Origin of the sequence: Pseudomonas parakoreensis (assembly GCF_021602155.1) — a bacterium.
Lineage (GTDB): Bacteria > Pseudomonadota > Gammaproteobacteria > Pseudomonadales > Pseudomonadaceae > Aquipseudomonas > Aquipseudomonas parakoreensis.
The window spans coordinates 17323-41547 of record NZ_BQHY01000025.1 but is presented as its reverse complement, the minus strand read 5'-3'; the positions used below and the strand labels follow the sequence as shown (position 1 = coordinate 41547).

The following is a 24225-nucleotide window of genomic DNA, read 5'->3' as shown; positions in this document are numbered from 1 at the left end:
GTGGTCAAGCAGCACCGCCGCCGCTGCGTGAAGTATGGGCCACTATGGCGCCAACACTGCCTGCGGCTTTCGTATATAAGGCAGCAACTCGGCGTGGGCCGGGGTCGACTCGTTCATGTCCAGCTGTTGTTTGGCGCCCAGGTAATGCTGGCTGAACACATCGAAATACGCGTCCAGTGCCGAAGCCGCATCGCTGTCCCCCGCCAATTCGAGGCACAACGCCGCAACTTCGGCAGTGCACAGGTGTTCGCTACGGGTGGAGCGACGCAGGCGATAACGCGAGAGTCTGTCGGGCAACAGGCTGAGAATCGGCAAGCGATCGAAATACGGACTCTTGCGGAAGATCTTGCGCGCCTCGGTCCAGGTTGCATCCAGCAAAATGAACAGCGGACGCTTGCTGCAATCGACGGCGACGGTGTTGGTCACCCGTGACGGTTCTACGTATTCGCCAGGAAATACCAGGTACGGCTGCCATTGCGGGTCGTTGAGCAGCGCGAGCATCTGCGGGTCAGGCTCGGTGCGCGACCAGATGAACGCGTGGTTGTCGCGCACCACATCGGCAATCAGCCAGCCGGTGTTGCTCGGTTTGAACACTTCCTTGCCGGTCATGATCAGGCACACGCCGGAACGGGACTCGACCGTTGGTCGCCAGGCGCACAGGCAATGGCTAATGATCACCCGGCAGTCGCGGCAACGTTCGGAGCGAAAACCTCGGGCCTGAATCGGCTTGATGCCCTCGTCCTCGCGCTGGTCGCGCAAACGGGCTACAGCGTTGGGGGCATGTTTGATCACAGGCAACGCACCACAGCAGGAAAACTCGACACGCACAGCACTCGGCAAGGTAATAAAGGCCGGCAGTTTACCAGAGCGGCGAGCGCAAACCTGTACCGTCCCGACCGGCTCCCCTATAATCCTGCGCCACTGAACGCACAGCCACAGGGCTGGTCGAACCACCAGTCACTGAATCAGGAGAGTTTCATGCTGCGCCTTATCGTTCCCACCGCCGCCATCGCGCTGGCGTTGTCCTTCAGCGCACAAGCAGCGTCGTTGAAAGAGCAGAATCTGAACAAAGAACTGCGCAACATCGCCGAACAAAGCAGCGTCGGTACGCCACGGGCGATCAACGAAGACATTCTCGATCAGGGCTACACCGTTGAAGGCATCACCCTGATCAACCACCTGAGCGTGCAGGCCAGCCACGCCGAAAAGATGCGCGCTGATCCAAAAGCGGTGTATTTCCAGCTGGGTGCTTCGGTGTGCAATAACCCGTCGTACCGCAAGCTGATGGCCAAAGGCGCGGTCATGCGTTACGACTTCACTGAATATAAAACCAACAAAGCCATCGGCTCGGCCAGCTATCAGGATTCCGATTGCCCGAAAGCGGCCCCGGCGAAGAAGAAGTAATCACCGGGTATTGGCGCGCCGCTGTTCATCCTCGGCGCGCAATTCGGCCACCAGGGCCTGTAAATAGCGTGAACGCCGTTCACCACCCGCCAGACGTCGGCAGCACTCCTCTTCGAGACTGACTTGATTGGCCTCGGCTGACGCTTTCAACATCCGATACAGCTGCGTATCGATTTCCAGAACCACTCTGGCCATCTATCCCGCCTCCTTGCCTGCTACCCGCGAATCCCTGAAAAGCGCGCACCCTGCGTACGTCGGCTGACTCCAAGCTGTCGTACAGTGCCTGTAAGTTAGTAAATCAGAGCGATTGCTCTACGGCGTACGTTCGGACGAGCGGTGAACATTCTTTGCCAATCGATACCCAAGACCTGCCAGAAAATACTGCTCGGCGTAATGATCAACTCAGCGCAATGGCTCGCGAGGGTCTAGATTCAAAGTATTCCCGATCATCTGTTCACGGCAGGACAAGGAGCTGCCGAATGTGTGTTTTTTTGCAGCGCGGCACTGACGCCGCACGTCAGGGCCACAAGCTCTGTGCAGAAGGAGACGTTGAATGCCTTACCAACCGAATGACCTGCTCAGCCTGCATTTTCAGGAACAACTTCCCGACCTCATCAACAAGGTCGAAGAACAACTCAACCAGGTTTCTCCCAACAGCCCGAACCTGCCGATCTATCGCGACATGATCCTGACCGTGCTGCGCATGGCCCAGGAAGATCACAACCGCTGGAACGCCAAGATCACCCTGCAGGCCCTGCGTGAACTGGAGCAGGCGTTCCGGGTGCTGGAACAATTCAAGGGGCGACGCAAGGTCACCGTGTTCGGCTCGGCACGCACGCCGGTCGAGCATCCTCTGTATGCAATGGCCCGGGAACTCGGCGCGGCCCTGACACGTTCAGACATGATGGTCATCACCGGCGCTGGTGGCGGAATCATGGCCGCCGCGCACGAAGGTGCCGGACGTGACCACAGCCTCGGATTCAATATCACCCTGCCTTTCGAACAGCATGCCAATCCGACTGTGGACGGCACAGGCAACCTGCTGCCGTTCCACTTCTTCTTCACCCGCAAACTGTTCTTCGTCAAGGAAGCCGATGCGCTGGTGCTGTGCCCTGGCGGGTTTGGCACACTGGACGAAGCACTGGAAGTCCTGACATTGATCCAGACCGGCAAAAGTCCTCTGGTGCCTGTGGTATTGCTGGATACACCGGGTGGAACGTTCTGGCGGGGAGCACTGGATTTCATTCGCCAGCAACTTGAAGAAAACCGCTACATCCTGCCCACCGACCTGAAACTGATGCGACTGGTCTATAACGTCGATGAGGCGGTGCAGCAAATCAACCAGTTCTATAGCAACTTCCACTCCAGCCGCTGGCTCAAGCGTCAGTTCGTTATTCGTATGCACCACAAGCTCAGCGACCAGGCATTGGCGCATATGCAGACGGCTTTCGCCGATCTGTGTCTGAGCGACCAGTTCCATCAACACGCCTACAGCGGTGAAGAACACGACGAAGCGCAGTACAGCCATCTGGTGCGGCTGGCGTTCGCCTTCAACGCCCGGGACCACGGCCGACTCAGGGAACTGGTGGATTACATCAACCTTCCGGAGAATTGGGCCCACAGCAAACCGCAGACCACACAACGCACGCGAGAACCCTCGAAGGTTATTTGAAGGCAAAAAAAAACGGCCCGCTATTTTCATAGCAGGCCGTTTCTATTTAAACCGACTTAGTCGTCCATCCCTCTGCCGCTGAACAAGCGGTTGATCATCTCCATCGAAAAGCCCCGATAGGCGAGGAATCGACCTTGCTTGGCGCGTTCCTTGGCATCGATCGGCAAGTGTCCGGAGAACTTGCGTTGCCACGTCTCGCGAAGCTGCTCCTGCCAGTCGATACCGCTTTCACGCAGGGCAAGTTCGATGTCGGCGCGTTGCAAACCACGCTGCCCCAGCTCTTCGCGAATGCGCAAGGGGCCATAACCGGAGCGGGCACGGTAGGAAACAAAGCTTTCAAGGTAACGGGCTTCAGAAAGCAGTCCCTCTTCCGTCAACCGGTCGAGTGCTGTTTCGATCATTTCCGCCTCAGCGCCGCGCTGACGCAGTTTACGCGTCAGCTCAACTCGACCGTGCTCGCGTCGAGCAAGCAGGTCCATGGCGGTTCGCCGCACCGCGACGAGGGTATCCAGTACAGCGGTGGTCATCGCTGCGATCAGATATCAGCGTCAGCCAGGTCATCTTCGGTCTCTTTGACCGCAGAGGCCTTGGAGTCCGCAATCACTGCTGGCGACAGCAGTTTGTCACGCAGCTGCTTCTCGAGCTTGGCAGCGACTTCCGGGTTGTCTGCCAGGAACTTGGCCGAGTTGGCCTTGCCCTGACCGATCTTGGTACCTTCATAGGCATACCAAGCGCCGGACTTCTCGACGAAACCGTGCAGCACGCCCAGGTCGATCATCTCGCCGTTAAGGTAGATGCCCTTGCCGTAAAGGATCTGGAACTCGGCCTGACGGAACGGCGACGCCACCTTGTTCTTCACAACCTTGACGCGGGTTTCGCTGCCGACCACTTCGTCGCCTTCCTTCACCGCGCCGGTACGGCGGATGTCGAGACGGACTGAAGCGTAGAACTTCAGCGCGTTACCACCGGTGGTGGTTTCCGGGCTGCCGAACATTACGCCGATCTTCATGCGGATCTGGTTGATGAAGATCACCAGGCAGTTGGCGTTCTTGATGTTACCGGTGATTTTACGCAGCGCCTGGGACATCAGACGGGCTTGCAGGCCCACGTGCATGTCACCCATTTCGCCTTCGATTTCAGCCTTCGGTACCAGTGCCGCCACGGAGTCGACGATGATCACGTCGACTGCGTTGGAGCGCACCAGCATGTCGGTGATTTCCAGTGCCTGTTCGCCGGTGTCCGGCTGCGAAACCAGCAGATCGTCGACGTTGACGCCCAGCTTGCCGGCGTACTCAGGGTCGAGGGCGTGTTCGGCGTCGACGAAGGCGCAGGTCGCACCGGCTTTTTGCGCCTGGGCGATCACGGACAGCGTCAGTGTGGTTTTACCGGAAGATTCAGGACCGTAGATTTCAACAATACGGCCTTTTGGCAGACCGCCGATGCCGAGTGCGATGTCCAGACCCAGAGAGCCGGTGGAGATGGCCGGGATCGCCTGACGGTCCTGATCGCCCATACGCATTACGGCACCCTTGCCGAATTGACGTTCGATCTGACCCAGGGCCGCAGCCAAGGCTTTCTTCTTGTTGTCGTCCATTAAAGTCCTCACGTAATCAATAAGGCCTGACGGCCAACACCTGTATAAGTAGCCAGTATTATTCCACAGCGTTCGCGGATCGCCTACCCCTGATTTTCGATTTCTCGTGCCGCTAGTCGCAACAGCCCCTCTAGCGCGGCCTTCACCGTTTGTCGGCGCACTTCGTCGCGGCCGCCGGGGAAGTGCTGAACCTCGCTGGAAATCGCATCGCCCACGCCCCAGGCCAGCCACACCGTGCCCACCGGTTTGTTCGGTGTACCGCCATCGGGCCCGGCCACGCCGCTGACGGCGACGGCAAACCGCGCCAGGCTGTGCTTCTGCGCACCACGCACCATCGACTCGACGACTTCGCGACTGACCGCACCCACCGTACCGAACAAGTCGGCGGGCACATTCAGTTGCCGGGTCTTCTGCCGGTTGGAGTAGGTCACGTACCCGGCCTCGAACCACGCCGAACTCCCGGGAATCCGCGTGATCGCCTCAGCAATCCCGCCACCGGTACACGACTCGGCCGTGGTGACGTGGGCGTTGAGCAACTGCAAACGTCGGCCAAGCTCGGCAGCCAGTTGAGTGATCTCTTTCACGGTGCGCTCCGGATCGGGTGGAATGACTACCACCGTACACGACCCGGTTGCGCTTTCAATACACAGACTCATTCAAAATGTTCGGGCGCCAGAGCTCTGACATAGGCCTGACAGGCCTGCAGGGCAATCAGTCCGCGGTCGCCGGCGTCGGTGATGGCGATAATTCGTTGAGCATGCGCCGGGTCAAGTCGGGCGCGTACGGCTGCATGATCCACGCCGCCGGCGCCGGCGGTGGCTGGCACCCCGCAGCCTTGGGCAGCATCGCCGGCGTCGATGAGGACTGACAGGCGCAGATCAGCAGTGGCAAGACGATCGCGCAGGCGATCTTGATCACGTTGGGCATCGCTCATGGCTCGATAGTGGGTTTGTTCACTGGCCGCCAGGCGTTGCTCAAGGGCCAGACGTTTATCCTGCTCGATCTGCTGCGCGGTGGCTGCGGCCACATTCAGCTGATTGAGGGTGTCGGCGTTTAACCGCGCCTGCTCCGCGAGTTGTCGACCGTAGCGCCAGTCCTGAAACTGCCAGGCCAGCGCAGCGGCCACCGCAGCCAGCAGCAAAATGCCGATCAGGCGCCAGGAGATGGACATAGCACCGCCCTCGCCCGCGCCCAGATGTCGAGCCGATCCTGCAGGCCATTCAACCCGCCGTTGATCCGCCGGGTGATGCTGTTGAACTGGTCGCGGTCGGCCAGATCGTTCAGGCCGTTCTGTTCCCAGAACCATGCCGCCGATTCCGCTGCCCATTGCGGTTGCTCAAGCAATTCAGGCAAGGACAGCAGACGCTCATCGCCGAACAGGCCGAGGCTGCACTGGCGATAGTTGCTGCGCCCGGTGATCTGGATCAGCCCGCGACCCCGGTACTTCTGCCCGTCGCCGTCGGCCTCGGGCGTGTTCCCCAGACGCAAGGCCAGCGTGCCGGTGTCGTATTTGCTCAGGTACTGGTTGTTGCCCAGTTCGCGCACGTACTGCAACTGCCCCGACTCGTGGCCGATTTGCGCGAGAAACGCGGCGATGCGTTTTGGCGAGTCGATATGGCGGCGAGTCATTGCGTTATTCAGTGCAGAAACAAAAACGCCCGCTTGGGAGCGGGCGTTGGGCATGATGGTTTTAAGGTTGTCTTCAGTGATTTGCATGATGCGTAATCCTCCCTGGATGCTCCGATTGAATCATGGATGGCGGACAACGCCCCCCAGCCATTTTTTTGCCAGAGTTGTCAGGGTGTTGTTCGGTGCCGCGACTTCGGGGGCTGTGAACACCCAGCCGAGGGTGCCGAAGTTGGCGCTCCAGTCAATTTGCGGTAGCGGAGTAATGTCGGTGATATCGACCCAGATCAGATCCGGGTGAAACATCTCGGCCATGTTGCCGTCAGTCGAGAACAGTTCGGCCACAGTGTTGTTGACGATGCGTGCGTAGGTTTTCATCAGGCGTACTCGTAGATGATCACAACGCCACGGGCTCCGGTGGCGCCGGGTCTGCCCGGTTGATTCATAGCATTGGCGATGCCGCCCGCGCCGGAGCCATAACCCGAGCCGGGTGCAGCCACAGCTGCCGCAACGCTGCTGCCAAATCCGCCCGCGCCCAAGGGCGAAAGCGCTCCATGCCCGGCAAGAATCGAACCGTTGACGCTGATTCCGGGACTGCCCGCAGCCCCTGCGCTGCTGACAATATTTGCGCCAGTGGCCGCAGTGCTGGGGAAACCACCGACAAACAAGCCAAAATCAGCGAGTCCAATCACACCGACGTTTGGTGCGCCGCCACCACCTGGTGCGGAGACCAAGGATCCGATTGAACTCGTTCCACCGGGCCCGGCATTACCACCGGTTACGCCCCCAGCACCTGCTGCGCCCACTGTCACGATCTGGCTAGCGCCAACACTTGAGGAAGGGATCCAGGCCTCGGCATAACTGCCTGAAGCGCCACCTCCCGAGACGGTGATCTGACTGGCATTCGTCGCGGCAATCCCTGCACTCCCGCCACCTCCGCCGACAATTTTCACCAACACATTCTTCATCCCCACCGTCGGCACATAAGTGCCAGACGAGGTAAACGTCTTCACTCCCAATAACCGTCCACTCGCCGCACCAGCACCGCTGGCATACACCAGTACCCAACTGTCCAGCGCCGCGCTGTACACCACCGAACACACACTGCCGGCGACAATCTCGGCAGGCCGCAACGCACTCAGCGCCAGGCTCACCAGCGGCTTGGGCAGCAAGCCATTCGGAGCAAACGTACTCGCCCCGGTGTTGGCGTTGCCAGCGGTGAAGCGCAGCGCCAGACCGTCCTTCAACGTAGTGATGGCGGGCAGGTAGTTGGCCATGTACAGATTGGTCGCACCGATATCAGTCGCATGCTTGTCTTCACCGGCCTGACTGATTTTTTTCAGCGCCTGCAACAGTTGTGTGGCATCGGTTTCGCTGGGTTCAAGACCTGCAGATTTGACGACATTCAACAGTTCATCGGTAACGCTGTTGCCCCAGGTTGCCGGGATCAGCGATCCGGGCAGGCCAGCGACGGCGTCTTCATTGACGAACTTGCCGTTCACCAGCCCGACGCTGGGAACGCTTTTTGGATAATCCATTTCAACTTCCCTGATGAATTACAGCGCAGCAGCCAGCCACCTCGGCGCTACCGGCCGGTGCTCGGTGAACGGAAAAAAAGAATCTTGCGGCCAGTCTCGCAACTCACGGCGATAGGTTTGCAGTTCGGCGTATTGCTCGGTGGTCAATGTAGTGCCGCCGCCGTCCTCGAGTTCATCGCGGTCACGTGCTACCAGACCGTCGGTGGCGGCGAGTTGCGCGGTGCGCCAATGACGTTCAGCGTCGGCCGCCTCTTCTAATGAAGGCGGCGGCGGGTCAACGAGAATGGGGAAGCCATTATCGGGCCGCACACCAATCACTTTTGCCGAGACCGACAACTGCTGCAGGAGCGAGGTCCAATAAGCTTGGGGAATTTCGATAACGTCGTCGGGAATGTGCGACAAATGGATACCCGGTACATAAACGCCCCGGGTGCTGGCGCTGAAGAGAACACTGTAGACGTTCATTCAATAACCCTTCACCTGATAGTGGACAGTCCAGCCGGCAGAGACCGTGCCGAGATAGCTGCGTATTTTCAAATGGCACCCGAATTTGTTTGCCGCCGGGTTGCCACTCAGAATCACTATGGCGCTATCGCCCCCGGCATGAGTCGCCACGATGTTGCTGAATGCATTGGGGAAAGCGATAGGGAATACGACATTGATATCGCCGTTGGCATCCGAAACTGCCGATCCCCACTGCTCGATAACGCCGCTCGCAAACCGCTGATAGCCGGCATCACCAAAGACACCGGAATGAATCGAAGCGAACCGGTCGCTGACCGAGCCGCCATAAAGGCGCCAGTCGTTACCTGTGCGGAAAAGCTGCGCGGAGTCACCGATACCCAGTACCAGCGACCCCACCGTATTACTGCTGACAATACGGTCGTTCGGCGCCGGGTTGATCGTCAGTACACCAGTGCCAAGATTAAGGATGGTCAGCGTGCTCGTGCTTATGACACTGGTGGTGACCGGCATCGTGGCCGTGACCGACGTGTTGCTGTTGAAACTTACTACTCCCCCCGCTTGAGCCGCTGTCAGAGCAGCGCTAGTCGCATAGGTTGTGAAACCGGAAAATTGCGTACCGCTGCGGTTCACAAACCCGGTGGTGGCTACGTTCTGGCTGTTATCGAACTGTGGTGGTGTCGCAAACAATCGGTTGCTGCGCAAGGCAGTCAGCAGCTGATCGGTCTTGGCTTCTGACGCGGCGAGGCCCGCTGCCTGGATGACATTCAGCAACTCTTGGGTAACGCCGTTGCCCCAACTGGCCGGAATCAGCGACCCCGGTTTGCCGGCGATCGGGTCTTCATCGACAAACCGGCCGTTGACCAGACCGGCACTCGGAACACTGTTTGGGTAGTCCACGGTACTTCTCCTTGTGTGTGAGTCAGGTGTTTACTGCTGACCCGGGCGCAACCGGCCAGGTGATTTCATCGGGGAAACCAGCCTGTTTTTCGATCCGGTTCAGCTCTACGCTGTAAAGCTTCCACTCGATCAGCAGCAGTTGTTCGTCATCGCTGGCATCGCCGATATCTTCGGCGTATTGCAGCGGGGCGATGCGCAGGACGGCATCACGTAACAATGCGTCGCGCTGGCCGAGCGATTGCTGTCTGATGCTCGCCAAACGAGCTTGCTCATCCAGTTCCCAAGCGTTGTCGCGCCAGATGTGGAATTCACCTGGCCATGGTTGCGCGGTCAGGGTGTCCGGCAACTCACCCAGCTCGGTCCAGATCTGTTGCGCACCGCCGTCCTTGCGATAAACCATGCCTCGACGATCGATCACCTCACGCGGTACACCGTTGATCAGTGCCCAGCTACGACCGGTTTCCGGCTCAGGTAACTCGTACGCCAGCTCAACAGCATTACCGGGTAGCTGGACACCAATGCCGGGCGTGACAATGAACTCGACAGGCCCGGACAGAGCGCCCGAGCCATCAAATAGATAATTGAACATAAAGTGCCTCAGATGAGTTTGATGCGGCCGGGATAGGCGATGTTGCGCGGGCGGGATTTGAAGGCGTAGAGCAAAACTGCTGCGGTATCCCTCTGGTAGGTGGTGTTGACCGGAAAGATCGGGCCGCCATTGACCAGCCCTGTAACGTATTGGGGCTCTTCACGCGTATCTGCGCCAAAGTTGGTCAGGCTATCCGACCAATAAGCGCCGACAGCACCTCCGCCGTTGGCGCCCTGGGCATACGAGTGCAAAGAGCCAGGCTGAAAAGTACCCATCGCCCGCCCGGCATCAACACCACGACCTTCATCCAGAACCCGCAGAAATTCCCCTCGCCCTTCGGGACCACGAAAGGTCGTCGCACCGTCACCCGTGGTCCATTTCCCCTCGGAGCCCACGCGTAAGGCTTCAGTCCCCAGCATTCCCGATTGCTGGGCGTGATCCCACAGCCACGGCCATTCCGTGCGTTTCATCACGGTGCCATTCAATGCACCGTATCCGCCGGGACTGAGCATCAGGGTCGTCTCGAAAAACGGCCGCCCCAACGGCGTATTGTCAAAGCGCCCGACCGGCCACCAACTCCCCGCCCCATCACTGCGCAGGTGCCACCAGTCACCGCCGCCCATCAATACGAAGAACGGATAACCGCTGGCCGACAGATGGGTGTGAAAACGAATCCCGTCAGTACCTGACGCCTGGATGACCATGCGATTGCCGCTGTTGTCCACTCGCCGGACAATCACATCGCGCACACCGAGTGCGGCGTTGGCCGGTGGCAGCAGCAAGGTTACTGGCCCCGGGCTGCCGTCGATCAGTACCAGGCCAAGCTCGGCCTCGGTCAGGGTTTTCGACGCGGCCAGGCGGGTGATGACCGAACGCATCGGGCTGGCTCTGCCAATGATCGACTGAATCGCCTTGTACAACTGCCCGGTATCGGCTTCAGCAGCCACCAACCCGCCACCGTTAATCACACTCAGAATTTCCTGAGTCACGCTGTTGCCCCACACCGCCGGAATCAACGAACCCGGTGTGCCTGCCACCGGGTTTTCATCGACGAAGCGGCCATCGACCAGGCCGACGCTGGGGACGCTTTTTGGATAATCCATAGGTTTTTCGTTCCTCTGAAATAACAAATGAACCGCGTCGTGGCGATCGCGAGTACGAGCCAGCGGCGGTCTGTTTTCTGAAAATAAAAAGCCCACATCGAAGTGGGCTTGGGTGATGCAGAACGAAGGCGTTGCGACTAGAGATTCTGGCTGCTGACCAGTTCGCGAATCGCCGCCAACGCGTCATCGCTCGCTCTTCGCGCCAGATCGGGATTGCCTTTGGCCGCGTGCGCACGGATCTGCTGTTTGGCCTTCAGACGCAAAGTGCGCAGGGCCAACAAGTGATCGGTAAGCTGATCGGCCTTGCTCAGAATCTGTTCGGCAGCCTGTTTGGCAGTTCGACCTTTGACTACCCAAGCAGCAACCGAAAGTGGCACCTCTTTTTTCGGATAACCGGCGTCCTGATAGGCCTGGGCGTCGGCGGCGGCCTGGGCGTACTCCATGGCTTTGAGCGGGTCGCCGGCCAAAACGGTGCGAGCACTGTCGGCCGCCGAGTCGACCTTGGAACACCATTGCTCGGCTTCGTGAAGCTCCAGCTCGGCGACTCTGGAAGCGTTCAACTGCCACGTTTCTCCATCCCAGACATGGGCACTGGAGGGCTGTGCTGGACGCAAGCCTTCCTCGAACTGATGCAGCTCTTGAATGATGATCATCGGATCAGCTCCCAGGAAAAGTTCACGTTCACGGCGGCGGCGAAATTGACCGCAATGCCATTTGCGTAATCGGCCGGGCCAACACTCTTGAGCCCCATGCTGAACAATAATTCGTCACTGGCGGCATTACTTGCGCCCAACGTGTGTTCGGCCTGATACGACTGCCACAGCGAGCGCAATTCGTTGTGATCGAAGCTGGCAGTCAAGGTCGAAACGGTTGTGTCGCTGACCACATTGCTGGAAAAAATCAGTACGGCGCCGCCCGCTGTTGCCCAGCCATCCCAGTTGTTGGACGTCCCGACAGTCGGGTTGAGGTAGCAGTAATTGCCTCCAAGCCAACCCGTCGGCGCGAAGTTCACGCTGGTAATCCCGGTGGGATGCGGCGTCGGGTTACCCACCACCAACCGTGCCGCTCGGGCATGCGGATCAAGTGGCAGGTAAACCACGCCATTGCCATTGACGGTCTGCGTCCACGACAAGCGGTTACGGTTGTAGATCGCCCTGACAATGGGTATAGACCCGGGTCCCGCCGTAACGACCCAGGCCAGACAGATGTCCAGCGGCGTCGACTGGAAACCACCGCCCGCCGCACCATTGACCGTCCCTTTCAAACCGTCTGGCGTAGCGTCGTAAATCGTGCCGCGCTGCATGTAAAAGGTCAGCGCGCCCGCAATCACCTGCGCCCGGAGAAAGTAGCCGGTACTTGGCAGCAAATCGGGACTGCTCCACACCTGGGTGGTGAACGTACGCGCACGCCCCAACTGCCCGGCCACCACCTCCTGACCAAGGCTGATCAGCACTCCAGCCGGAATTGATACCCGACCACCACCCGTCGAAACCGCCGCCGGCGTGATCGCCAGACGACCGTCCGGCGTCGCCACTGTCGCGGTCGGGAGAGCACCGATCGGTAGCGCCGAATCCAGATTCCAGCCCTTGGCCGAAACGCTCTGAATCGCCTGCAACAACTGGTCGTATTTCTTCTCGTCCGGAGTCAGATCCCCAGCCTTGATCACGTTGAGAATTTCCTGCGTGACCCCGTTGCCCCAATCAGCAGGAATCAGCGACCCCGGCGTCCCGGTCAGCGGGTTTTCATCAATAAACTTGCCATTCACCAGACCGGCGCTGGGCACACTTTTTGGATAGTCCACGGACGGACCTCCCGTTATTCAGAGTGATGGATTTTTTAGACAGGTTTTCAGGCTTCCGACCGGAACAGTTCTCAGGCGGGCAGCACAGGCCAGACCACGTTTTGCGGATAGCCCGGCTGCTTGTCGATCTTGTTCAGCGCCAGTTTGTAGGTCGCGAATGCCTTGAATCGCTGCATATCGTCTGCATCGAGCAGGCCCGCGATGTAGGCGTCCGCCATGCCGACGGTTTGCTGATCGGCTTCGGCCAACAGCTCATCACGGCGCGCCAAGGCGGCAGCTCTTCGCTCGCCATCAACCACTTGCGAAGCGTTCGGCAAAGAATGTTTGGTGACCTTGCCGTCGGTATATCGCCAGATGCCGTCGCGCTCATCAATCGTGCGCAGGAACAGTTCTTCTGAGATTTCCACCGCGCTGACAGGAATCTGCAGGTGAATAGCCGAGTCGTATCGCCCAAGAAGTTCGCCCTGGGCATCGAAATCAATGTATTTCATGGTGTTCACCTCCGATTTCAAAAGCCCATGGCGAACCAGTTCCAGCCACCAGGATCGATATTGGAGAAGCGCTGGAACTGGCTGAGCGAGAGTCTGTAAAAAGAAAAACGTATATCCGCGAATCCCGGTGAGATATCACTGCCAGACAGAAAAAGTACCGAGTTCGGAAAGGCAATCGGGTAGGTGATGGTTTCACTCAATGCACCACCGGTGGCAAGGCCCCATTGCAAAATCAGGCCGCTTGGAAGACGTTGGTAGCCCCCGCTCGTACCCAGTGAAGCGGTAAACATCGGCGAATATTTGAGCGCGCCATCGCCGGAGTCCAGCCCCCACCCCCCACCCAATAGCAGTCGCCTGAAGGTTACGAAACACCCCCCTGCAAATGACAAGGACGTAGCGGATACCCCATTGATGGTGCTCAGACTTTCACCATTACGAGCCTTTACCGTCAAACTACCGGTGCTGCTCAGAATCCTGACCAGTCCACCAGGAGAAACACTGGACCAATCAGGCAGAGTCACCGTACATGGGCCAGTGAAGACTGAAAGCTTGCCAACATCAGCAGCCGTCAGCGTGACATCCCCTGCATAGTTGGTCTGCCCTGCCAGACTGCCCAGCGCGCGCTGAACAAATTCTGTCGTCGCAACCTTCTGACTGACATCGAACTGCGGTGGCGTTTCATACAGTTTCTTGCCACGCAGCGCCTCGAGTAACTGCGTGTTGAGCCCCTCGGTGGGTTCAATCCCGGCAGCCTTGATAACCGTCAAAACCTCTTCGGTCAGGGCGTTGCCCCACTCCGCAGGAATCAACGATCCGGGGGTTCCGGTGATCGGGTTCTCATCGACAAAACGACTGTTGACCAAACCGACACCGGGCATGCTCTTCGGATAATCCATCCCCTCATTCCTCCCTAGTCATAATTGATGTGCACCTTGGTATGCGCCGGCGCACTGCGGTGGATCAGGCACTCCAGCGCCGAGCCCGGGTTCACGCCAAAGCGCTCGCCCCAGTAGCTCGCGCCGTAGCGCCGACCGAGCAGCAGGCGGCCGCCGGTGTTGAGGGTCCACATGAACTGCGCTTCCCAGGTCCCCCAGTGCGCTGCGCCAAAACGCGAGCGGCCCATGCGTGGGGCTTCGTGTTCGGTGATGCTGGCGTTGGGGTAGCCCTGGCTTTTGGCGATGTCGAGGTAGTAACCGACGGCCTGGCTGCCGACCGCGAGCAAGCGGCGGCGTACGGCGAGGCGGCGGTCGTCGAACAGCGGTGTAGCGCCCAGGCACGGGTCGGGCAGCTCCATCACTCGCTCCCAGTCCGGCACCAGTTCGCTGACGCCTGCCGGGTCCATCTCGTTGAGCAGGTCGGCGGCACGGGCATCGAGACGGGCCAGCTCGACGGCGACGCCTTGCAGCACGTCCTCGAGTTCCGGGACGCGTTCCGGATCCCATGCTGGGCCGCTCGGCAGCAAGGCGCGTAGTTGCGCCTGGTATTGCGCGGCGGTTCTTATGCCCCCCATACGCAACCTCCGAAGGTGAGCAGCTCGCTTTGCCCGGCAGGCACGTCAGCGGCCGGTTCGGTCAGCGTGTGATCGTACTCACCGCCGGCGCTGCTGATGGCTTCGCGGATATGGCTGATCAGCAGCGCCACACCGAGGTCGGCCTCGCGGTTGTGCAAGTCGCGCAGCTGCGCTTCCACGGCGGCGCGCACAGCGGTGGTGTCCGGATTGACGCTCTTGAAACGGTACACCACCGGTACCTGAATCGGCCGCTGCACATGCACTTCCGCGGTCACCGGACGCAGCGGTTCGATGTACGCCTGAACCTCCGCCAGTTGTTCATCGTTGGGCACCGGTTGCGGGTCTTCATCACGCATGATGAACACCGTCACTGTGCCTGGCCCGAGCAGGCCGCCACGGCACCAGGCCCGCGTCACACCCGGCACTTCCAGCGCCCAGGTCTCGTAATCGCTCGCCGAACCGCCGTGGGGGATCACGCGATAAGAGCGGATCACCCGCGAGCGCAACGACTCCAGGCTTTCTCGCGCCACGCCACCACTGAGGCCGGGTGCGAGCACCACAAAACTGTTGCCGACCACGCCGGCGATCGGCTGCACCGGGTTCAGCGCCAGACCGGCGTCGGCATTGCCCAGGCTGCCAGCGTCGAGTGCAGCAATCGTGGTGGTGTTGCCGCCACTGACGGTAGTGCGCGCGGCGGTGACTTTGTAGGTACGGCCATCGCTTGCTTGCAGCAGCGTGTCAACGTCGAGCACCGCGCCGGCAGTGGCGGTAAAACTGACGCTGCCGGTGGCGACTTGCGCCGGTTTGCGTGGCTGGTTCAAACGCAGTGCGGCAATGCGTTCCAGGGTCGATTCGTCGGCCTTGTCCGGCAGGATCTGCTCGGCAATCCAGTCGAGATAACCGTACAGACCATAAGCCGCGCCACCGAGGGTGCGGGCCAGCACTTGCGCATCGGACTGGCGCAGCGAATCGCCGGCCAGGTCGCTTTGGGTGCGCTTGATCAGCACCGGCAGCGAAGGGGTTTCAAACGGCATAGATCACCTGCCAACTGTTATCGGGGTTGATGTCCAGACGTTCGCCGTCGGCCAGGGTCAGGACCGTGCGCAGGTTCAGGCGCTGGGCGTCGAGGCGTTCGCTGATGATGTCGATGGCGCTGCAGTGGCCGTCGTCGATCAGCCATTGCAGGGCTTCGCGGGCATAGAACTCGGCGTCCATCTGGGTCTGTCGGGTCAGCTTGACCCGACGCAAAAGCCACAGTCGCGAACCGATGCGGTCGTCGGCGACGCTGGGAAAGCTGTCGCCCCACCAGCCGAAGCGCTCATCGTCGTCGAGGGCGTCGTCATCGGCGGCGCGGCGCCAGGTGAACAGGCTGATGAGCACGGCGCGGGTCAGTGCGGCGTGGAGGTTCTGGCTTATAAACATCATTGGCCTCCTGCCGGCGCACCGGTCTGGCCGCTGCCGGCCTGCACGCCGACGTGCACGTGTTTGATCTGGCTGATGCCACCGGCGAGTTGATCGCCGGTGGAAACGATCTTGCCGGTCTGGTTGATCACCGGCGTGTCGACGTTCACCGCGCGGCTGGCACGGATGTTCAGGGTGGCGGTTTCGATGTCGATGATCCGCCCGCGCTTGAAGTGAATTTTGTCGCCTTCGTCGGTGTAGATCGCCACTTCGCCCGAGGCCAGCGACTGCAGGCGATAACGGCGATCGGCGACCACCAGGGCGATGGCGTGGGAACGGTCGCCGCCGAGAAAAGTGACGATGCCTTCGGCGCCGGCCAGCGGGTTGCTGGTGAAACCGTACGGTTCGAAATGCTCCAGGTCGTCGTTCACTTCACCGGCGGTGAGGCGCATTTGCAGCGATTGCAGCTTGGAAGCCGAGTTGGCGAGCACGACAGTGCCGCGCGCCAGCAGGCGTGTCAGTAGGCTCATGAATTGATCCTCGATACTTTGCCAACACAAAACCTGTGGGAGCGGGCTTGCCCGCGATGGCGGCGTGTCAGGCAAAGAAGTGTTTGCGGTAACCTGCGCTATCGCGGGCAAGCCCGCTCCCACAGGATCAGGTGATGCCCTTCGGTTTCGGTGTCAGGCCGGCGTTTTTTTCGGGGGCGTTGGATCAGGATCGAAGGTATGCGGTGGCGCCACTTGCAACGTGGTCACCGAGCCTTGAGACGACAGCGAATACGTGACTTTGGAAATCAGCATGTCGCTGTCGAACCCGAGCACCGGATCCGTGACCTTCACCAGCGTGTTGTGGCGCCACAGATCGCCATTGGACTGACGCCAGCCCTGCACCTGATAGGTGGTGGTCTGCGCCCGGCCCATGCGGGTGGCGCTTTCCCATTGGGCGCGTTGCTGGGCCAACTCGAACGTCAGTGCGGTGCCTTCGTTGATGATCGTGGTGCGGCGGCGCTTGAAGCTCAGATCAGCCGCGCTGGATTGAACCTCGCTGACGGCCGCCCCGCTCTTCTTGTCCGAGCCTTTCTGCTGACCGATCACTCGGTATTCAGAAAATACCTGGCTCTGATCCATCGGCGCGTTCGCCGACAGAATGTTCTTGCCCAACTCCAGCGCGTCACTGGCCCGACCACCACTACCGGGCTTGGCCAGCACCAGCCGGCCCTGCTCGTCATCAGTGGAAAACACCCGGAACAGCGAGAGCAGACGGTCGATCGACTGGAACACCGTTTCGCCCGGCACGATGGTGTGTTTGGCGAGCCGCGCGGTCTCGGGAATTTCGTTGACCACGTACAGCGAGTATTCCGCCGCCAGAGCCTGGACGATGCTCAGCAGCGGTTGCTCCTGCCATTGGTTCGGCCGGTTGGTGGCTGCGCAATCGACCAGATCCTGAGTCTTGGAGCTGCCCTCGATGCTCAGGCTGATCTGGCGTCCGTCGTAGCTGATCGGGGCCTTGAACACGTAGCCGGTGAGCACCAGGTCCTGGCCGATTTTCACTTCGCACGGGTCACCCGGTTTGATCCGCTGATCCACCGTCTGCCCCGGCCACTGCCAGGTGATGTCGAGTTTGAAGGTGCGGAACTGACGCTCAAGATCGGCGGTGATTTCCACGCTTTTCCAGCCGCCGTATTCCATATTGTTGACGGTCAGCGTGACGCGGTTGTCTATCTCGCTCATGGTTTACTCCCCGGAGACTTTCACTTCGTTGGGTGAGAAACCGGGATGGGTGATCCCGTTGCGTTGAGTGATTTCCGTGACCCGCGTCGCATCGCCAAGGTACTTGTAGGCCACCACCAGTGCCGGAAAGCTTTCCTGGAACGACTTGCTGACTTGCCGCACACCCGACGACGCGACGGCCTTGAGGTGCGCAAGCAGCGCCTCTTTCACATCGCTGATGGCCTGGTAGTGCGCCGGGTCGGCCTTGTCCAGCATCGGGTTGATTGCCACCGCCACGGCGTCACGCAATGCCTGCATGTCGTCACTGACCGGGACTTCCTGGCGGGTCACCGGGCTCGTCGCCTGCTGCCCTACCGCCGGTGTCGATGACAGTTTCACCGGGCTTGTCGCCACCGGCATCGATGCCACCCATTGCGCGACTTTGACCAGCACCGTGTCCTGCACCAGATCGGCCATGGCTTGTGCCGCCGCGTTGGTGTCCTTGCCGGTGGTGATCTTCGGCGCATCGGCCTTGCGGATGGCTTCGAGTTGTTGGGACACGTCGGCAATCACGCCACGGTAGCCCTCCTTCGCGAATGCCTTCAGTTCCTTGATATCGCCGAGCAAGCCTTTGAACTCCGCCGCGACTTCCTTGGGCAACTCCTTGACTGCTTTGACCAGTTCGGTGATCTGCCGATACTGCTCGATCAGCGGTTTGAGCTGCTCCTTGATCACCTCGTAGACCCCGGTCAGGCTATTGCGCAAATTGGCGACGCCGATGCGCGCCGCCTTGATCAGCGTCATCGCCTGCTCGAAGCGCGCCACCGCCGAACCCAACAGCGTGTCAGCTTTGGCCAACAGGACTTTTTGCGTACTGACCGTGGCAGTCGGAAACGGCAATGGCCGGTCGGGATAGAACTTCAGACTGAACGTCACCAGCCCTCCGTCCTGGCGGGTGTGGGTCATGTCGCATTCGCCGACCTTGACTTGCAAACGCCCAAGCCATGGATGCACCAGTTCACCACTGCCCGCCTCCAAGGCCTTGAGCAGCTTGTCGCGCTGCTCCAGGCAATCGGCGCCGATGATGAACGCCGTAATGTCGTGGGTCTTGGCCTGCTGGCCGAGATCCTCGAAATACGGCAGGTCGCGTTGCGGGTATTCGTGCAACTGACCTTTACGACCGACCGGGGTTTTCGCCTGATCGATCCAGAACCCGACACCGCGAAACGATGCCGGCAACAAGCGGTCACGCCAGTTCATTGGAACCTCCTGCCGACAACGAGCGATAGCCGATGCGCGACGACAACGCCAGGCCCGGTTGATTGGTTTGTGGTTGATCGGTACGCAGGCCCGCCGGTGCGTTTTCGAAGCGCACGGTCAGGCCGCCTTCGAGTTGCGTGCGGTTGTTGGCAGCACTTTGCTGGATCAGGGCGCTGGAGGATTGCGGCAACGTGCTGTTCAGTGCCGCGCCGCCGGCAGGTGCCGCCGTGCTGGTGCCGGTGAGGGTGGCGAAGATAGCGGTGAAGTTGCCACCGAGCAGTTCTTTGACCTGCCCGAAGATGCCTTGCAGCTTGGTCCACATCTCACCGAACCAGGTCAGCACTGGTTGCCATTTCTGCTGGATCGACTCCAGCGGCGACTGGCTGAACAGATCGCCAAAGACGCTCTTCAGCACCTGTGCATCCGTGGTCAACGACGCCCACAAACCGGAGAAATACCCGCTCACGCCGCTCCAGGCCGCCGTTGCCGACTCCACCGGCAAGACGTCGAACACGCTGCGCAGGTTTTCCTGCAACGTGCCCATCGATGCCCGCAGGACATCCCAAAGCGCCGAAAAAACGCCAACCACGGGTTGCCAAGCCGATCCAATCGTCGCCACCGGCGATTGCGTGAAAATCGATTTGACCTGCTCCCACTGCGCGGTGGCGTTACCTGCAACACCGCCAACAAGATTGCCAAACACATTGTTCAGCGAACCCCAGGCGCCGGTAATCGTCTGCACCGGCGACCAACTGAACTTCGCCTTGAGCGCGTCCACACCGGCAGCAGCTTTGGCCTGTGCGCCAGCGAAGAAATCACTGACGACATTGCTCGCAGTTGCAAAAGCCTTGCTCATCACTTCACTCGGCGAGAAACCGAATTTCGCCCTGAGCGTGTCGATACCCGCTTGCGCATCCGCCATGGTGCTGACGAAGAATTCACTCACAACACTGCTGGCTTTCGCCAATGCCTTGTTCCACACCTCACGCGGTGAGAAAGCGAACTTCGTACTGAGCTTGTCGATCCCTGCTTGTGCATCCGCCATCGTGCTGGCGAAAAAATCACTGACAACGCTGCTGGCTTTCGCCAACGCCTTGTTCCACAGCTCACGCGGCGAGAAGTCGAAAGCCGCCGCGAGCTTGTCAGTGCCTGCCTGCGCTTTCGATACCAAGCCGTTGTAAATATTGACGACGCTGTCGACGCCGGCAAAGAAGTCCGCGCTGATCTCTCCCCATGTTTTGCTGATCGATGCGCTCATCGACTCGATTGCCTGTGTGGTCGCCGCGACTCCAGCCTTGAATTTCGTCGAGACGTAGTCCCACATCCCGCCGAAGAATCCGGAAATCGACGCCCAGTTATTGGTAATCAACCGCGCGCCGATCACGATGATGGCCACCGCTGCGGCGATAGCCGCCGCAATCAGCCCGATGGGTGAGGTCAAAATCCCCAGCACCGCGACCAGCCCCATCGCCCCGACCGTGACCACCGTAAACGCTACGGCAGCGGCCGCCAGCCCTTCGACCAGATACGGATTGTTGGCGACAAACTGGCCAATCGAAGTCATTACCGGCGTCAATGCAGTGACGATGCCGTTAACCGCCGGCAACAACGCCTGACCGATTTTCAGCGAGATGTTATCCAGCGCCTTGTTGAATTTTTCCAGGTTGGCCGAGGTTTCGCCCTGCACCACCTTCGGCACTTTAAGGACCTTGAGTGCCCTGGCTTTCTTCGCCAGCGCATCCTGCGCTTCGATGGCTTTTTTGATGCCGTCCTGAAACGGCTTGAGCAAACCACCTTCGGCAATGAAACCGGCCACGTCCAGCGGCTCAAGGCCGCTGTCTTCCATGCTTTTCTTGAATGCTGCGACCTTGCCGCGCAGCCCCTTCATCTCGGCCTCCATCTTCTCGGCGCCCTTGAGCACCACAAGCATGTTGACCGTGACGGGAAAGTTCTGCGGGATCAGGCTCAAATTAGTATTCGCCATCACTGCACCTGCTGCATCGCATTGATCCGTTGCGCGTGCTCCAGCGACTCGCGGAGCACATCCAGTGGCCTGGCCATCATCTGTTCGGGGTCAACCTTCCAGAACCAGGCCAGGTCATAGGCGACTGCGATCAGGTCGGTGATGGCTCCGACGCCGCACTCATGAAAAAACTCGCAACGGCCCAGCTCAGCGCATTGAGGTCAGCCAGATCGAGCTGGTTGACCGACGACGGCGGGATGCCGGCGCACACGGCGATGTATTTGGCCGCCACGTCCATGTCGAGGCTGACTTCTTCGCTCTTGTCGATCTTGTACGGCAGCGCCTTGATCGCTCGCACTTCCTGCACCGTCGGACGGCGCAGGACGAGTTCGGTCAGGGGCTCGCCGTGAGCTTCGATCGCAACCTGAAGCTTCACGGCGCCGCTCATTGCCAAGTCCCCTTGATGCCTTCGAATTTCAGTTCGATGGTGGCGTCATCGCCTTTGGAAACCGGCTCTTCGACCAGGTAGGCACCGGCCAGCACGTAGACCTTGCCGTTGCTGAATTCGCAGGTGACGGTGATGTCGGTGCCTTCGATCAGCTTCTTCAGCGGGAAGTCGGCGGTGTGCAGCGCAGTCACTTTGAACGACGGCGCGACGTCGGTTTCCTTGTAGAAACCCGGTACGACGGTTTCGCGTTTGACGGCCATCAGCGGGGCTTCGCAGCCGCCGTTGATAGTCAGTTGTGCACCGTCGACTTTGACGTAGCAGGTGCCTGCAATCACTTGACCCATGGTGTTACTCCCTTCAAATAAAAAAGCCCACCGAGGTGGGCTGAATGCTTACGGCCAAGCGCGGCGATCAGGCCGCGTCGTCGTATTGCAGACGGAATTGGTTGAGCAGTGCGAACACGCGCAGACCGTTGATGTAATCCGGCGGGAACAGCACGTTCACGCGGCTCGGGTCCTGCACGTCACGCTCGACGATCAGGTGCTCGGCGAACAGCTCGGCGTTCTCCACGTGGCCTTCCAGTTCCAGCTTGGCGTACTGCGCGATCAGCTCGCCGCGAATGGTCGCTGGCGTCACGATCGGCTGGCCAGCGCCGAAACGGGTGCCGTCGGAAGCCAGTTTGTGCCGGCCGTATTTGCTGGTGATCACGCTTTGCAGACGACGCACGATGAACGCCGACTGGTGCATGGTTTCGCTGTCCAGGTAGGAGTTGTCGGCCTGGCCGTAAGCGTTTTTCTGGTAGGTGGTAATCGAACGCTGGATGCGCACGTAACCGCCTTCGTAGTACGCAGTCGCGATGCCGTAGTTGAGCAGCGACTGACGCTCGGTCAGGGTGAAACGCTCGCTGGCAGGCGCTGGATCAACACCCGGCAGGCTGCCGCTTTGGGTCGGACGGCTGGCATCGGCGGAGATGAACACCGCGGTGCGCGCAGCCAGTGCGGCAGCTTGTACCCAGAACGGTTGCGGTACGCCCGGCTCCAGCGCCTGAATGGTCATGTGCTGGTCGTTGCGTGCCTGGCCAGCAGCAACCAGGGTGCCGACGGTGCCGCGCTTGGCGCTGTAAACGTGACCGAACAGTTGCTTGGCCCAGGACCAGCGACCGGTGCTGTCATCCATCACCGCTTGCCAGGTGTTGAGGGTCGACAGATCCGACCACGGCAGAGCGATGAACTCGAACGGCTCGTCGCCCAGTGCGGCCACGGCTGCGACCTGGTCCGGTACACCGGCGCCACCGGTCATGGCGGTGATCGCAGTGGTCAGGCCGGCCGGGGTTTCTTCGCCGTTGCTCTTGCCCAGACGATTGAACTGCAGGCTGATGTCGTTACCGCTGTCGCCGGTCCATTTGGCGGTCAGAGTGACCACGCCTTCAGCAGCCGCAGCGCTGACTGGCAGATCGGCGGTGGCGTTGATTTTCTGCGCCAGTGCGGTGGCTGCCTGAGCAGCGGTGGCACCGTTGACCACGGTGGCTTGCACACGCACACCAGCGACGTACAGGTTGAGCACGCCAGCCTGAGTCGCGGTGCCGGTCAGGGTCAGCACGCCTTTGGCGATGGCGCCTTCAGCGTTGTGCAGCGGCAGGCACCAGATCTCGCCGATCGGGTCGGCCTTGCGGAAGGTCTCGTACATCGAGGCGAGCATCGAGCCCTGACCGCCGATGCTTTTTGCCAGTGCAACGCTGGAGACCAGCACCAGTTTGCCGACTTCAGTCGGGGCGATGTTGTCGTTGACCTGAGCGACGATCAAGCGACGCAGGCTCGAGCTCGCGCTATTGGCGGCCGAGTTGTCCATTTCGGCATAGAACAGCGGTACACGAATGTCCGCGGGGATGTTGCTGAATCCGATCGCCATCATTTGGCTCCCTGTGGTTTAGCCGCTTTTGCGGTTTTGAGTGTGATATCGCCGTCGGCCAGACGCCGGCGCCACCAGGCGCTGTCCAGCACTTCACGGCCTTCCTTGGGCAGCAGATCGCCCGCTTCCGGGTCAGGCACGGCACGGCCAGCGGCCGGCAGTACGGTAATGCGATTGCTCATGGGGTTACGTCTCCAGAGAAAGTCAGTTCCACGCGCCCGTCAGGGCCCGGGTGTTTCAGATTGGGGTCGGCCGGGTCGATCGCATCGACCCGCAAGGTGACCCCGGTAAAGGACGACAAACCGTCCAGTTCACGTTCGTGCCAACTCTCCGCAGGCTGACTGGGCAGATTGCGGCCGAGCTGGAACTCGGCAAAAAAGCGCAGCCGGTAAAAGGCGCGGCTGCTGTTGATCGAGACCGTTTCGCCGCCGTCGTAGACGATGGCGCTGTAGTCGTTGCCGGGCTTGAATCCCACCAGTGCGCGCCACAGTTCGGCGCGCAGGTCGTGCAACAGATCCAGCGCTTTTGTAGCGTCGGTTGCGTCAAGCGCGAGGACGATTTCGAAGCGGTCGCGGATCGGTTGGGTGGTGAGGTTTTGTGCGGTGCTGTTGCTGGCCAGATCGGCCAGCGGCAGCACGTGGGCCGAGGGTGTTGGCAGATCGGCATTGCCTTGCAGCAAAGCCAGATCGACACCCACCGAAATGTGATTGGCAAAGCCAGGGCATTGCGCACGCAGTTGCGTGAGGATCGGGGTGATCTTCATTGGGGTGTTCCAGAGTTGAATGAAAAGCGGTCTGCAGAACACTGCAAAACCTGTGGGAGCTGGCTTGCCAGCGATGGCGG

The 24225-nt window shown here is 60.3% G+C and carries 31 protein-coding genes; 2 read left to right on the top strand and 29 right to left on the bottom strand.

Going from position 1 to position 24225, the window contains the following annotated elements:
• Positions 1–42: 42 nt before the first annotated feature.
• A complete protein-coding gene (locus L6D63_RS26315) occupies positions 43–789 on the bottom strand; it encodes a tRNA-uridine aminocarboxypropyltransferase (protein ID WP_047292042.1) in 747 nt (248 codons plus the stop codon).
• A 189-nt stretch (positions 790–978) separates the two neighbouring features.
• Between L6D63_RS26315 and L6D63_RS26310 the strand changes: the two genes are divergently transcribed.
• Entirely contained in the window at positions 979–1404 is a 426-nt protein-coding gene (locus L6D63_RS26310; protein ID WP_041072220.1) for a PA3611 family quorum-sensing-regulated virulence factor, read from the top strand.
• On the opposite strand, the gene L6D63_RS26305 is transcribed toward L6D63_RS26310, so the two are convergent.
• Positions 1405–1599: a hypothetical protein gene (locus L6D63_RS26305; protein WP_041072222.1), complete on the bottom strand. Its 195-nt coding sequence runs from the start codon at positions 1597–1599 to the stop codon at positions 1405–1407.
• 358 nt (positions 1600–1957) lie between these two features.
• On the opposite strand from L6D63_RS26305, the gene L6D63_RS26300 reads away from it, so the two are divergent.
• A complete protein-coding gene (locus tag L6D63_RS26300) occupies positions 1958–3076 on the top strand; it encodes an LOG family protein (protein WP_047291990.1) in 1119 nt (372 codons plus the stop codon).
• 56 nt (positions 3077–3132) lie between these two features.
• On the opposite strand, the gene recX is transcribed toward L6D63_RS26300, so the two are convergent.
• The 27 genes from recX to L6D63_RS26165 form a co-directional block, all read right to left on the bottom strand.
• On the bottom strand, positions 3133–3603 hold the full coding sequence (gene recX / locus L6D63_RS26295; protein ID WP_003222270.1) for a recombination regulator RecX: 471 nt from the start codon (positions 3601–3603) through the stop codon (positions 3133–3135).
• An 8-nt stretch (positions 3604–3611) separates the two neighbouring features.
• A complete protein-coding gene (gene recA, locus L6D63_RS26290; RefSeq protein WP_003222269.1) occupies positions 3612–4670 on the bottom strand; it encodes a recombinase RecA in 1059 nt (352 codons plus the stop codon).
• 83 nt (positions 4671–4753) lie between these two features.
• A complete protein-coding gene (locus L6D63_RS26285) occupies positions 4754–5254 on the bottom strand; it encodes a CinA family protein (protein WP_047291987.1) in 501 nt (166 codons plus the stop codon).
• Positions 5255–5322: 68 nt separating this feature from the next.
• Positions 5323–5841 carry a lysis system spanin subunit gene (locus tag L6D63_RS26280; RefSeq protein WP_131671865.1) on the bottom strand — a complete coding sequence of 173 codons (519 nt, stop codon included), beginning with the start codon at positions 5839–5841 and terminating at the stop codon, positions 5323–5325.
• A complete protein-coding gene (locus L6D63_RS26275) occupies positions 5820–6386 on the bottom strand; it encodes a glycoside hydrolase family 19 protein (RefSeq protein WP_047291983.1) in 567 nt (188 codons plus the stop codon). The genes L6D63_RS26280 and L6D63_RS26275 overlap by 22 nt, the downstream gene beginning before the upstream one ends.
• Positions 6387–6419: 33 nt before the next feature.
• The gene (locus L6D63_RS26270; protein ID WP_121184067.1) at positions 6420–6674 is read right to left on the bottom strand and encodes a hypothetical protein; all 255 of its coding nucleotides are present in this window, start codon (positions 6672–6674) and stop codon (positions 6420–6422) included.
• Positions 6674–7834, bottom strand: coding sequence for a glycine-rich domain-containing protein (locus L6D63_RS26265; RefSeq protein WP_121184065.1), 1161 nt, complete (start codon positions 7832–7834; stop codon positions 6674–6676). The genes L6D63_RS26270 and L6D63_RS26265 overlap by 1 nt, the downstream gene beginning before the upstream one ends.
• Before the next feature lie 18 nt (positions 7835–7852).
• Positions 7853–8299 (bottom strand): tail fiber assembly protein, encoded by a 447-nt coding sequence (locus L6D63_RS26260; RefSeq protein WP_047291980.1) that lies wholly within the window; start codon positions 8297–8299, stop codon positions 7853–7855.
• Positions 8300–9196: a gp53-like domain-containing protein gene (locus L6D63_RS26255; RefSeq protein ID WP_131671866.1), complete on the bottom strand. Its 897-nt coding sequence runs from the start codon at positions 9194–9196 to the stop codon at positions 8300–8302.
• Positions 9197–9218: 22 nt separating this feature from the next.
• Entirely contained in the window at positions 9219–9785 is a 567-nt protein-coding gene (locus L6D63_RS26250) for a tail fiber assembly protein (protein WP_047291978.1), read from the bottom strand.
• An 8-nt stretch (positions 9786–9793) separates the two neighbouring features.
• On the bottom strand, positions 9794–10888 hold the full coding sequence (locus tag L6D63_RS26245; RefSeq protein ID WP_131671867.1) for a phage tail protein: 1095 nt from the start codon (positions 10886–10888) through the stop codon (positions 9794–9796).
• Positions 10889–11025: 137 nt separating this feature from the next.
• Positions 11026–11541 (bottom strand): hypothetical protein, encoded by a 516-nt coding sequence (locus L6D63_RS26240; protein WP_047291976.1) that lies wholly within the window; start codon positions 11539–11541, stop codon positions 11026–11028.
• On the bottom strand, positions 11538–12689 hold the full coding sequence (locus L6D63_RS26235; RefSeq protein WP_131671868.1) for a phage tail protein: 1152 nt from the start codon (positions 12687–12689) through the stop codon (positions 11538–11540). The genes L6D63_RS26240 and L6D63_RS26235 overlap by 4 nt, the downstream gene beginning before the upstream one ends.
• A 71-nt stretch (positions 12690–12760) precedes the next feature.
• Complete coding sequence (locus L6D63_RS26230; protein WP_131671869.1) at positions 12761–13180, bottom strand: tail fiber assembly protein; 420 nt, start codon at positions 13178–13180, stop codon at positions 12761–12763.
• Positions 13181–13197: 17 nt separating this feature from the next.
• Positions 13198–14076 carry a gp53-like domain-containing protein gene (locus L6D63_RS26225; RefSeq protein WP_047291972.1) on the bottom strand — a complete coding sequence of 293 codons (879 nt, stop codon included), beginning with the start codon at positions 14074–14076 and terminating at the stop codon, positions 13198–13200.
• Between the two features lie 14 nt (positions 14077–14090).
• The gene (locus L6D63_RS26220; RefSeq protein WP_108181847.1) at positions 14091–14690 is read right to left on the bottom strand and encodes a YmfQ family protein; all 600 of its coding nucleotides are present in this window, start codon (positions 14688–14690) and stop codon (positions 14091–14093) included.
• Positions 14678–15724, bottom strand: coding sequence for a baseplate J/gp47 family protein (locus L6D63_RS26215; protein WP_131671870.1), 1047 nt, complete (start codon positions 15722–15724; stop codon positions 14678–14680). Before L6D63_RS26215 ends, L6D63_RS26220 begins: the two co-directional genes overlap by 13 nt.
• Complete coding sequence (locus L6D63_RS26210) at positions 15714–16112, bottom strand: phage GP46 family protein (protein ID WP_131671888.1); 399 nt, start codon at positions 16110–16112, stop codon at positions 15714–15716. The genes L6D63_RS26215 and L6D63_RS26210 overlap by 11 nt, the downstream gene beginning before the upstream one ends.
• Complete coding sequence (locus L6D63_RS26205) at positions 16112–16621, bottom strand: phage baseplate assembly protein V (RefSeq protein WP_131671871.1); 510 nt, start codon at positions 16619–16621, stop codon at positions 16112–16114. The genes L6D63_RS26210 and L6D63_RS26205 overlap by 1 nt, the downstream gene beginning before the upstream one ends.
• Before the next feature lie 153 nt (positions 16622–16774).
• The gene (locus tag L6D63_RS26200) at positions 16775–17824 is read right to left on the bottom strand and encodes a phage baseplate assembly protein (RefSeq protein ID WP_047291965.1); all 1050 of its coding nucleotides are present in this window, start codon (positions 17822–17824) and stop codon (positions 16775–16777) included.
• A gap of 3 nt (positions 17825–17827) precedes the next feature.
• Positions 17828–19063 (bottom strand): DNA circularization protein, encoded by a 1236-nt coding sequence (locus L6D63_RS26195; RefSeq protein ID WP_131671872.1) that lies wholly within the window; start codon positions 19061–19063, stop codon positions 17828–17830.
• Positions 19050–21047, bottom strand: coding sequence for a hypothetical protein (locus tag L6D63_RS26190; protein WP_131671873.1), 1998 nt, complete (start codon positions 21045–21047; stop codon positions 19050–19052). Before L6D63_RS26190 ends, L6D63_RS26195 begins: the two co-directional genes overlap by 14 nt.
• A gap of 130 nt (positions 21048–21177) precedes the next feature.
• The gene (locus L6D63_RS26185; protein ID WP_003222226.1) at positions 21178–21474 is read right to left on the bottom strand and encodes a phage tail assembly protein; all 297 of its coding nucleotides are present in this window, start codon (positions 21472–21474) and stop codon (positions 21178–21180) included.
• On the bottom strand, positions 21471–21818 hold the full coding sequence (locus L6D63_RS26180) for a phage tail tube protein (RefSeq protein ID WP_007964335.1): 348 nt from the start codon (positions 21816–21818) through the stop codon (positions 21471–21473). Before L6D63_RS26180 ends, L6D63_RS26185 begins: the two co-directional genes overlap by 4 nt.
• 67 nt (positions 21819–21885) lie before the next feature.
• Positions 21886–23382, bottom strand: a complete 1497-nt coding sequence (locus tag L6D63_RS26175) for a phage tail sheath subtilisin-like domain-containing protein (protein ID WP_121184049.1) — start codon at positions 23380–23382, stop codon at positions 21886–21888.
• Positions 23382–23564, bottom strand: coding sequence for a DUF2635 domain-containing protein (locus L6D63_RS26170; protein ID WP_041072263.1), 183 nt, complete (start codon positions 23562–23564; stop codon positions 23382–23384). Before L6D63_RS26170 ends, L6D63_RS26175 begins: the two co-directional genes overlap by 1 nt.
• Positions 23561–24145, bottom strand: a complete 585-nt coding sequence (locus L6D63_RS26165; RefSeq protein ID WP_095667375.1) for a phage tail terminator protein — start codon at positions 24143–24145, stop codon at positions 23561–23563. The genes L6D63_RS26170 and L6D63_RS26165 overlap by 4 nt, the downstream gene beginning before the upstream one ends.
• Between the last annotated feature and the right edge of the window lie 80 nt (positions 24146–24225).

Coding starts and splice junctions, on each gene's coding strand:
- L6D63_RS26265 (WP_121184065.1), bottom strand. CDS start 7,834: ATGGATTATCCAAAAAGCGTTCCCAGCGTCGGGCTGGTGAACGGCAAG.
- L6D63_RS26245 (WP_131671867.1), bottom strand. CDS start 10,888: ATGGATTATCCAAAAAGCGTCCCCAGCGTCGGCCTGGTCGATGGCCGC.
- L6D63_RS26180 (WP_007964335.1), bottom strand. CDS start 21,818: ATGGGTCAAGTGATTGCAGGCACCTGCTACGTCAAAGTCGACGGTGCA.
- L6D63_RS26190 (WP_131671873.1), bottom strand. CDS start 21,047: ATGGCGAATACTAATTTGAGCCTGATCCCGCAGAACTTTCCCGTCACG.
- L6D63_RS26310 (WP_041072220.1), top strand. CDS start 979: ATGCTGCGCCTTATCGTTCCCACCGCCGCCATCGCGCTGGCGTTGTCC.
- L6D63_RS26230 (WP_131671869.1), bottom strand. CDS start 13,180: ATGAAATACATTGATTTCGATGCCCAGGGCGAACTTCTTGGGCGATAC.
- recA (WP_003222269.1), bottom strand. CDS start 4,670: ATGGACGACAACAAGAAGAAAGCCTTGGCTGCGGCCCTGGGTCAGATC.
- L6D63_RS26175 (WP_121184049.1), bottom strand. CDS start 23,382: ATGGCGATCGGATTCAGCAACATCCCCGCGGACATTCGTGTACCGCTG.
- L6D63_RS26260 (WP_047291980.1), bottom strand. CDS start 8,299: ATGAACGTCTACAGTGTTCTCTTCAGCGCCAGCACCCGGGGCGTTTAT.
- L6D63_RS26200 (WP_047291965.1), bottom strand. CDS start 17,824: ATGAGCGAGATAGACAACCGCGTCACGCTGACCGTCAACAATATGGAA.
- L6D63_RS26300 (WP_047291990.1), top strand. CDS start 1,958: ATGCCTTACCAACCGAATGACCTGCTCAGCCTGCATTTTCAGGAACAA.
- L6D63_RS26225 (WP_047291972.1), bottom strand. CDS start 14,076: ATGGATTATCCGAAGAGCATGCCCGGTGTCGGTTTGGTCAACAGTCGT.
- L6D63_RS26215 (WP_131671870.1), bottom strand. CDS start 15,724: ATGCCGTTTGAAACCCCTTCGCTGCCGGTGCTGATCAAGCGCACCCAA.
- L6D63_RS26220 (WP_108181847.1), bottom strand. CDS start 14,690: ATGGGGGGCATAAGAACCGCCGCGCAATACCAGGCGCAACTACGCGCC.
- L6D63_RS26280 (WP_131671865.1), bottom strand. CDS start 5,841: ATGTCCATCTCCTGGCGCCTGATCGGCATTTTGCTGCTGGCTGCGGTG.
- L6D63_RS26210 (WP_131671888.1), bottom strand. CDS start 16,112: ATGTTTATAAGCCAGAACCTCCACGCCGCACTGACCCGCGCCGTGCTC.
- L6D63_RS26240 (WP_047291976.1), bottom strand. CDS start 11,541: ATGATCATCATTCAAGAGCTGCATCAGTTCGAGGAAGGCTTGCGTCCA.
- L6D63_RS26185 (WP_003222226.1), bottom strand. CDS start 21,474: ATGAGCGGCGCCGTGAAGCTTCAGGTTGCGATCGAAGCTCACGGCGAG.
- L6D63_RS26195 (WP_131671872.1), bottom strand. CDS start 19,063: ATGAACTGGCGTGACCGCTTGTTGCCGGCATCGTTTCGCGGTGTCGGG.
- L6D63_RS26305 (WP_041072222.1), bottom strand. CDS start 1,599: ATGGCCAGAGTGGTTCTGGAAATCGATACGCAGCTGTATCGGATGTTG.
- L6D63_RS26205 (WP_131671871.1), bottom strand. CDS start 16,621: ATGAGCCTACTGACACGCCTGCTGGCGCGCGGCACTGTCGTGCTCGCC.
- L6D63_RS26170 (WP_041072263.1), bottom strand. CDS start 23,564: ATGAGCAATCGCATTACCGTACTGCCGGCCGCTGGCCGTGCCGTGCCT.
- L6D63_RS26250 (WP_047291978.1), bottom strand. CDS start 9,785: ATGTTCAATTATCTATTTGATGGCTCGGGCGCTCTGTCCGGGCCTGTC.
- L6D63_RS26275 (WP_047291983.1), bottom strand. CDS start 6,386: ATGCAAATCACTGAAGACAACCTTAAAACCATCATGCCCAACGCCCGC.
- L6D63_RS26165 (WP_095667375.1), bottom strand. CDS start 24,145: ATGAAGATCACCCCGATCCTCACGCAACTGCGTGCGCAATGCCCTGGC.
- L6D63_RS26270 (WP_121184067.1), bottom strand. CDS start 6,674: ATGAAAACCTACGCACGCATCGTCAACAACACTGTGGCCGAACTGTTC.
- recX (WP_003222270.1), bottom strand. CDS start 3,603: ATGACCACCGCTGTACTGGATACCCTCGTCGCGGTGCGGCGAACCGCC.